The organism is Zhongshania sp. (assembly GCF_041584495.1).
Lineage (GTDB): Bacteria > Pseudomonadota > Gammaproteobacteria > Pseudomonadales > Spongiibacteraceae > Spongiibacter.
Genome location: NZ_JBFHDY010000149.1, coordinates 1 through 6,489, shown reverse-complemented (window position 1 = coordinate 6,489; position 6,489 = coordinate 1). Strand labels below are relative to the sequence as shown.

Below are 6,489 nucleotides of genomic sequence, written 5' to 3'. Positions count from 1 at the left end.
GCTGTCGCTGCTGCTTGCCTCTTGGCTATGGTCGAGGTGAAAGAATTGATCAAAACACAGGGCAAACGTGTCGTTGTCGTCGACGGTTTTGGCGAGGCAGCTCGCCAGGCCATCGCGCAGCAGTATCGGGTCGCTATAGCCTAGTGCCGCCGCGACTTGCATGGCGTCTAAGGTTTCAGCGGTCGACACCGGCAGGCCGTGGTGGCGCAGGTGACGAATGAATTGGAGCAGCGTGTTATCCATAGTGGCGTAGGTTTACAGCAAGCCGCTTTCGGATTTTTTAATCAAGCTGTGTAACTCCGGGGTGACCATGGCGATGTCTTCCTCGTATTTGAGCAGTACGTTGAGGGTGTCTTCGACCAGTTGTTTAGACAGACTATCGCTGTGCAGCAGCAGGAGGCTGCGGGCCCAGTCGATGGTTTCGCTAATAGCGGGTTGTTTCTTTAAATCGAAGCTGCGCACGCTGTGAACAAAGTTGACCAGTTGGCGGCGTAGGGCCTCAGGAACCTCGGGCACCCTACTGTGCACAATTTGGTTTTCTAACTTGGCTTCAGGAAAGGGAATATACAAGTGTAGGCAGCGGCGTTTGAGGGCGTCGCTGAGGTCACGGGTGTTGTTGCTAGTAAGAATGACCAGGGGTTTGTGCACTGCGCTCAAGGTGCCGATCTCCGGCAGGGTGACTTTGAAGTCGGCGAGAATTTCTAGCAGCAGGGATTCAAACTCATAGTCGGCTTTGTCGATTTCGTCTATTAATAGCACCGCGCCGCTGTCGCTTTGCAAGGCGTTGAGCAGTGGCCGGGGTTCGAGAAAGCGCTCGGAATAAAAAATATCGTCAAAATTATGCAGGCGCTCAACCGCCGAGCTTAGACCTTCAGCGCCGTCGAGTATTTCTTGCAACTGTTCCTTTAAAACCTGCACATACAATAGTTGCTTGCTGTATTTCCAGTCGTAAAGTGCCTTGCTTTCGTCGAGACCCTCATAACATTGTAGGCGGAACATGGGCTTGTTGAGCATGGCGGCGGTGGCATTGGCCAGCTCGGTTTTACCTACGCCCGGTGGTCCTTCAATAAGAATGGGGCGTTCTAATTGCTGGGCAATATACAGGGTGGTGGCAATTGCGGAGCTGGCGATATAGCCCTGTTCCGCCAGTTGGGCGATGAGGGTGTCGATATTGTTGCGGGCGTCACTCATAGCAAATATTCCAATACTTAGCTGTTATTGTTGCGCGAGGGTGAAATAAGGTGGGTCAAGCCCTGCCAGTGCTGGGGGTGGTCGCGTTGAATTTGCGCGGCGCTGGCCAATTGGTGGTCGGCAAAGTCGAAGCCGGGGCACACTGCCTCGGAAATCAGACCATGGTCGCCAGCGCACAATTCCGAGGCTTTCCAGTAACCGCCGGGCACCAATATTTGCAGTTGTTCGCCAGCACCAATATTTGGCCCCATTACTTTTTGCTTCAACTCGCCGTTGGGTGAGATTAGCGTGTAACGCAGCGAACTGCCGCCCTGCCAAAAATGCAAAATATCAGAGCGATTGCGGTGTAGGTGACCAATAGGACTGTCGGCGGTGAGTAAATAATAGATCGACGACATGGCTGGGCGGCCATTAATGCTGTGTGGCGCGGTATAACTGCGGCGAAAATAGCCGCCTTCAAGATGGGGCTCTAGGCCGAGTTGGGCGATAATTGTTGCGCTGTTCATTGCCGCCTCAGCTACAGGGGGTGCTGCCGGTGTTTGCATCAGCCACCAGTGGTATTCATAAACCGCACGATTTGCGGTTCGCCGTCGAGATCAAAGTGATGGCGTTCCGGCTTTAAGTCCATGGCCTTGATAATGGCCGTCTGTAATACCTGATCGTCGCCGGGGTGAGCCTCAATGATCTCTTTTAAGTTTAGCGAATGCTCGTTGCCGAGGCAGAGCAGTAATCGCCCTTCTACGGTTAGCCTCACCCGATTACACAGATGGCAGAAATTGTGGCTATGGGGAGAGATAAAACCTATGCGGCTCAGGCTGTCGGTCATGCGGTAGTAGCGCGACGGGCCGCCAGTGGTTTCCGTGCTGGTGGTCAAGGGGTAGCGGGCATGGATGGTGTCGCGAATTTGCTCGCTGCTAATAAAGCTTTTGGCCCGGTCGTGTTCGCTAATCTGACCAAGCGGCATTTCTTCTATAAAGCTGATATCAACATTTTTGTGGCGGGCGTAGTCGACTAAGTCGATTATCTCGTCGTCGTTTCGGCCCTTGAGAATCACCGCATTGAGTTTGATGCGCTGGAAACCAGCATCGACGGCAGCATCGATACCGGCCAATACCTTACTGAGTTCGCCAAAGCGGGTTAATGCTTTAAAGCGCTCGGGCTGAAGGCTGTCGATGCTAATATTCATGCCAGTCAGGCCAGCAGCTTTGAGCGGACCTGCGTATTTGTTGAGCTGGGCGCCATTGGTAGTCAGGTGCAGCTGCTCAAGTTTGTCGAGTTTACCGAGGCGTTCAACCAAGGCCATAACATTGTTGCGGACGAGCGGCTCCCCGCCAGTGAGGCGAATTTTCTTAACGCCTAGCTCAACAAAATTGCTGGCAATATCGTACAACTGCTCAAGATTGAGAATTTGCTTGCGCGGTAAAAAGGTCATATCTTCCGCCATGCAGTATACACAGCGGAAATCGCAGCGGTCAGTGACCGAGAGTCGCAGGTAATCAACGCTGCGACCAAAGCGGTCTTGTAGTGGGGCGCTTATGCTAGTCATGCTAGCGATGTTAACACAGGCTGGGCCAACTGGCTTTGTGTGTAATGGGCTGTAAATGGGTTTAAAAATAGTAAAACTTGGTCAATATAGGGGTTAAAAATGAAGATTTTCAATATCTTGGCAGGCATTGCGCTCTGTGTGGCACTGCCTCTGCAGGCGGCTGAATCAACGGCGAAAACTCAGGAATCTAGCGCTACTGACGCGTCGGCCAGTGCGCAGGCCAGTCAAACAGCGGTAATTTATGATCGCCACGGTCAGCCCATTACCGCGATGCAAGCAGGAAAAGCCCGCGCAGCGGAAGAGGCCGTTCGTAAAGCGGGTGTGCCGCCTGACTCTACCGAGGCGGCAATGATCCGCATCAGTATGGGGCAATCACCGGAAACCGCCTATGAACCTTATGATGGCATTTATGACGCCGAGGGCAAGCCCATTAATAGTCGTCAAGCGGCAGAAGATTTAGCCGTGGTGGAGGTGATGCGCCGGGGTGGTGTTGAGCCCGGGTCGGAGCGCGATGCTCAGATTCGCGCGGCGGCTAAAGGCGAGGCTACAACCCCTGAGGGCGAGCCAGTTGACGAGCAAACCATGGAAGACGTGGCCAAGGAAATCGCTGTACAGCAGACTATTTTAGCGACAGGTGTGCAGCCGGGCTCGCCTAATGAGTCGCTGATTCGTATGGGCGCGGATGTGATGATGGAAAAATTTAAGAGCTGGCGCTAAGCCGCAAGTGGCTTAAGCACATTTGGCGGCCGCTGGGGTCGCCAAAGTCACTGGAGCGGTCTACGCGTGGCGTTTTTTGCCAGTGTCCTGTCTCCATTTGTCATTGTCTGTAGCGATGTGGAGAGTAATGTGTGGGCAAAATACGTCAATCTCACCGAATTTTGCGTTTGCCGCTAAGCGCCCTGAGGACAGAACAATGACCAGTCAAACGATTAAACGCTACCCGATGCCCATGCCCTTTGGTTGGTTTGCGGTGTCTTATTCCGATGAGCTGGCGCCCAGCGAATCTCGCGCAGTGCATTATTTTGACCAGGAATTGGTGCTATTTCGCACCGAAGCAGGTAAAGCGGTGTTAATGGAAGCCTATTGTCCGCACTTAGGTGCCCACCTCGGTCACGGTATTCACGAGCGCTCGGGTGCGGGCGGTGGCCGGATTGAAGGTAATAATATTGTCTGCCCTTTTCATTCATGGAAGTTTAGCCCCGAGGGTGAGTGCGTAGAAGTGCCTTATGCCAAGAATATGCCGCCAAAAGTGGCGGGCAAAAAGTGCCTCAAAACCTTCCCGATCACGGAAACCAATAAGGTCATTTGGGCGTGGTATCACCCTGATGGCGCCGCGCCGTTGTGGGACGTGATAAGTCACGACGAAGCGAATAGCGATGATTGGTCTCCTCAAGATCGCTATGAATGGATCATTCATACCCACCCCCAGGAGATGGCCGAAAATGCCGCCGACCCCGCTCATTTTAAGTACGTGCATGGCACCGCTTCTTTCCCGGAGTGGGAAACCACCTATGACGGTCCAATTGTGCGAGGCTTGCAGGTGGCTAATATGCCGACGCCCAGAGGCGAAGTGAAAGGCTCAATTCGCACGGGAAGTGCTGGTCCTGGTCAGGGTTTTACCAAGTTCGAAGGAATTGCCGATACCTTTTTATTGGGTATGACCACACCAATTGACGAGCACAAGGTGCAGGTACGCTTTGCGTTTATTCAGCCCAAAGTGAATGGCGAAGTGAAAAAAGGCGGCGTGAATGCGGCAATCATTGCCAATATTGTTGGCCAGCTCGAAGAAGACAAGCCAATTTGGGAACACAAAATCTATCGTCCTCTCCCAATTTTGTGCGATGGTGATGGCCCTATCGCTAAATTTCGCAAATGGTATAGCCAGTTTTACGCTGGGGGGTTTGACCCCCGCGCCCTATAAGGTAAATTCCACCATTTTACGCGGTGAGCGAGACCGCGTTTTTACCAGCGTCTCTCGTCTCCCGTTGCGCGTTCTGCGGTATACTCTGCCAACGAGTTTATCGCCGGATTGAGCAAATGCGTTTTTTAATAACTGTTTTTTTTATTCTAGTTAGCTGGGTTCCCCTCGCGCAGGCAGCGTGTATTTTGCCGTTGATGCCGCAAAATTTAGCAGATGGTGCGGTTACTGATGTTGACGAGATGAATGTCAGTAAACGCCGAGTAGAACGCTATTTGGATGACAGCCAACGCTATTTGAAATGCCTAGATACCATGGATAAAACGGCGGTAGGTACTGGTCGGGATAATGATGAGCGGCGACGTAAACGAATAGCAAATTATAATGTCGCGATGAAAAACATGAACGAGATATTACGTATTTACGATATCAGCGTCACTGAATTTAATCAGCGCTAATTTTTATATTCCTAGCCTGTAAACACGTCGTTAAATTTGCACTTGCCGGTTCTTCGCCAAGAATAATCGCCGACTGCCTAGCCGGTTTACCCGGTGTTTCTGCTAAACCCAATTCACCCATAAGGAAGGCAACGCGCCGTGCGATGGCCTGTCCCGAGTCCACCCATTGTATATTGGGTAACAAGGCCGATAATTGTGGCTGCACCAGCGGGAAATGCGTGCAGGCAAGAATAATCGTATCCATAGCCGCAAAATCAGCGTGCTGGCTGAACGCGGTTTTTACCCTATTTAAAACTGCATCTAATGCGTGTTCATGCCAAATAAAATTTTCAACTGCTGGCGCTAGCTCGGGGCTGCCAACGGCAATGACTTGGCAGTGCGCGGCAAAGTCTTGAATAAGTTGTGCGGTATAGGGCCTGCTAACGGTACCGGGGGTGGCTAGTAAACCAATAACGCCGGTCTGGCTAAGGGCTGCGGCGGGCTTAATCGCTGGGACCACGCCCACCACGGGGATCGCAATTTGACTGCGCAATGCAGGTAGTACGGCAGTGCTCGCTGAATTACAGGCCATGACGAGTAAGTCGACTTTGTGGGTCGCTAATACCCTGCATATTGTTGCGCAAATGTGCTCGGTGAGTAGGGCTTCTGGCCATTCGCCATAGGGAAAGCCACCATGATCCATTACGTAGAGCAGATCAATTTCCGGGAGCAGATCGTGTATTGCGGCGCCAATGCTCAATGAGCCGACGCCGGAATCGAAGATCAGCACACGGGGAGTGTGCTGGTTGGCACTCACAGCAGGGCGAGAATTTTTTCAGCAGCGCTAACGTCAACACCACCAGCAGGTTCAACGGCGAGGTGGCTCACGGTGCCATTGTCGACAATCATAGCAAAACGTTTAGAGCGGCTACCCATGCCGAAGCCAGTGGCGTCCATTTCTAGACCCAGAGCTTTGGTTAAGTCGCCATTGCCATCGGCCAGCATCAGTAGCTCTTCGGCATTTTGGGATTTACCCCAAGCATCCATAACAAAGGCGTCATTCACTGCCATGCAGACAATGGTGTCGACTCCGGCGGCTTTAATTTTGTCGGCATTAACAACATAGCCGGGTAGGTGTGTAAGTGAGCAGCCGGGGGTGAATGCGCCGGGCACGGCAAATAAAACGACTTTTTTACCGTTAAAGAGCTCCTCGGTGGTGATGTCTTGAGGGCCTTTTTCGCCCATCACTTTCAGTTTTGCTGCGGGAATTTTGTCGCCAGTCTGAATGCTCATAGTAGGACCTTAATATTATCAAACGAGTGTGATCAAGCAGTTTAGCAGAGCAATGGCCTGGGCGTAATCCACTTGAAAATCTAAAGTCAGCCACCATATTCTGG

The 6,489-nt window shown here is 52.2% G+C and carries 8 protein-coding genes and 1 pseudogene; 3 read left to right on the top strand and 6 right to left on the bottom strand.

All coding sequences use genetic code 11. The annotated features are described in order from the left end of the window. From ABYP33_RS16725 to moaA, 4 genes and pseudogenes are all read right to left on the bottom strand, one after another. A pseudogene (locus ABYP33_RS16725) lies at positions 1 to 243 on the bottom strand (hypothetical protein); the annotation flags it as partial. Between the two features lie 12 nt (positions 244 to 255). Next, entirely contained in the window at positions 256 to 1,191 is a 936-nt protein-coding gene (locus ABYP33_RS16720) for an AAA family ATPase (RefSeq protein WP_373092287.1), read from the bottom strand. A 17-nt stretch (positions 1,192 to 1,208) separates the two neighbouring features. Further along, positions 1,209 to 1,697 carry a cupin domain-containing protein gene (locus tag ABYP33_RS16715; protein WP_373092286.1) on the bottom strand — a complete coding sequence of 163 codons (489 nt, stop codon included), beginning with the start codon at positions 1,695 to 1,697 and terminating at the stop codon, positions 1,209 to 1,211. Between the two features lie 38 nt (positions 1,698 to 1,735). Then, on the bottom strand, positions 1,736 to 2,737 hold the full coding sequence (gene moaA, locus ABYP33_RS16710) for a GTP 3',8-cyclase MoaA (protein WP_373092285.1): 1,002 nt from the start codon (positions 2,735 to 2,737) through the stop codon (positions 1,736 to 1,738). A gap of 99 nt (positions 2,738 to 2,836) precedes the next feature. Here moaA and ABYP33_RS16705 point away from each other — a divergent pair, with 99 nt between their 5' ends. The 3 genes from ABYP33_RS16705 to ABYP33_RS16695 all read left to right on the top strand — a co-directional run bounded on the left by ABYP33_RS16705 (position 2,837) and on the right by ABYP33_RS16695 (position 5,113). Further along, positions 2,837 to 3,454: a hypothetical protein gene (locus ABYP33_RS16705; protein ID WP_373092284.1), complete on the top strand. Its 618-nt coding sequence runs from the start codon at positions 2,837 to 2,839 to the stop codon at positions 3,452 to 3,454. A gap of 196 nt (positions 3,455 to 3,650) precedes the next feature. Next, positions 3,651 to 4,658 carry an aromatic ring-hydroxylating dioxygenase subunit alpha gene (locus ABYP33_RS16700; protein WP_373092283.1) on the top strand — a complete coding sequence of 336 codons (1,008 nt, stop codon included), beginning with the start codon at positions 3,651 to 3,653 and terminating at the stop codon, positions 4,656 to 4,658. 116 nt (positions 4,659 to 4,774) lie between these two features. After that, positions 4,775 to 5,113: a hypothetical protein gene (locus ABYP33_RS16695; RefSeq protein WP_373092282.1), complete on the top strand. Its 339-nt coding sequence runs from the start codon at positions 4,775 to 4,777 to the stop codon at positions 5,111 to 5,113. Here ABYP33_RS16695 and murI read toward each other — a convergent pair. After that, positions 5,100 to 5,882 (bottom strand): glutamate racemase, encoded by a 783-nt coding sequence (gene murI / locus ABYP33_RS16690; protein WP_373092281.1) that lies wholly within the window; start codon positions 5,880 to 5,882, stop codon positions 5,100 to 5,102. The two genes, ABYP33_RS16695 and murI, sit on opposite strands and share 14 nt — an antisense overlap. Positions 5,883 to 5,905: 23 nt before the next feature. Next, complete coding sequence (locus tag ABYP33_RS16685) at positions 5,906 to 6,385, bottom strand: peroxiredoxin (RefSeq protein WP_008253279.1); 480 nt, start codon at positions 6,383 to 6,385, stop codon at positions 5,906 to 5,908. Positions 6,386 to 6,489: the final 104 nt, after the last annotated feature.

Excerpts from the sequence above, each read along its gene's own strand:
- ABYP33_RS16720 (WP_373092287.1), bottom strand. The coding sequence starts at position 1,191 with ATGAGTGACGCCCGCAACAATATCGACACCCTCATCGCCCAACTGGCG.
- ABYP33_RS16715 (WP_373092286.1), bottom strand. The coding sequence starts at position 1,697 with ATGAACAGCGCAACAATTATCGCCCAACTCGGCCTAGAGCCCCATCTT.
- moaA (WP_373092285.1), bottom strand. The coding sequence starts at position 2,737 with ATGACTAGCATAAGCGCCCCACTACAAGACCGCTTTGGTCGCAGCGTT.
- ABYP33_RS16705 (WP_373092284.1), top strand. The coding sequence starts at position 2,837 with ATGAAGATTTTCAATATCTTGGCAGGCATTGCGCTCTGTGTGGCACTG.
- ABYP33_RS16700 (WP_373092283.1), top strand. The coding sequence starts at position 3,651 with ATGACCAGTCAAACGATTAAACGCTACCCGATGCCCATGCCCTTTGGT.
- ABYP33_RS16695 (WP_373092282.1), top strand. The coding sequence starts at position 4,775 with ATGCGTTTTTTAATAACTGTTTTTTTTATTCTAGTTAGCTGGGTTCCC.
- ABYP33_RS16685 (WP_008253279.1), bottom strand. The coding sequence starts at position 6,385 with ATGAGCATTCAGACTGGCGACAAAATTCCCGCAGCAAAACTGAAAGTG.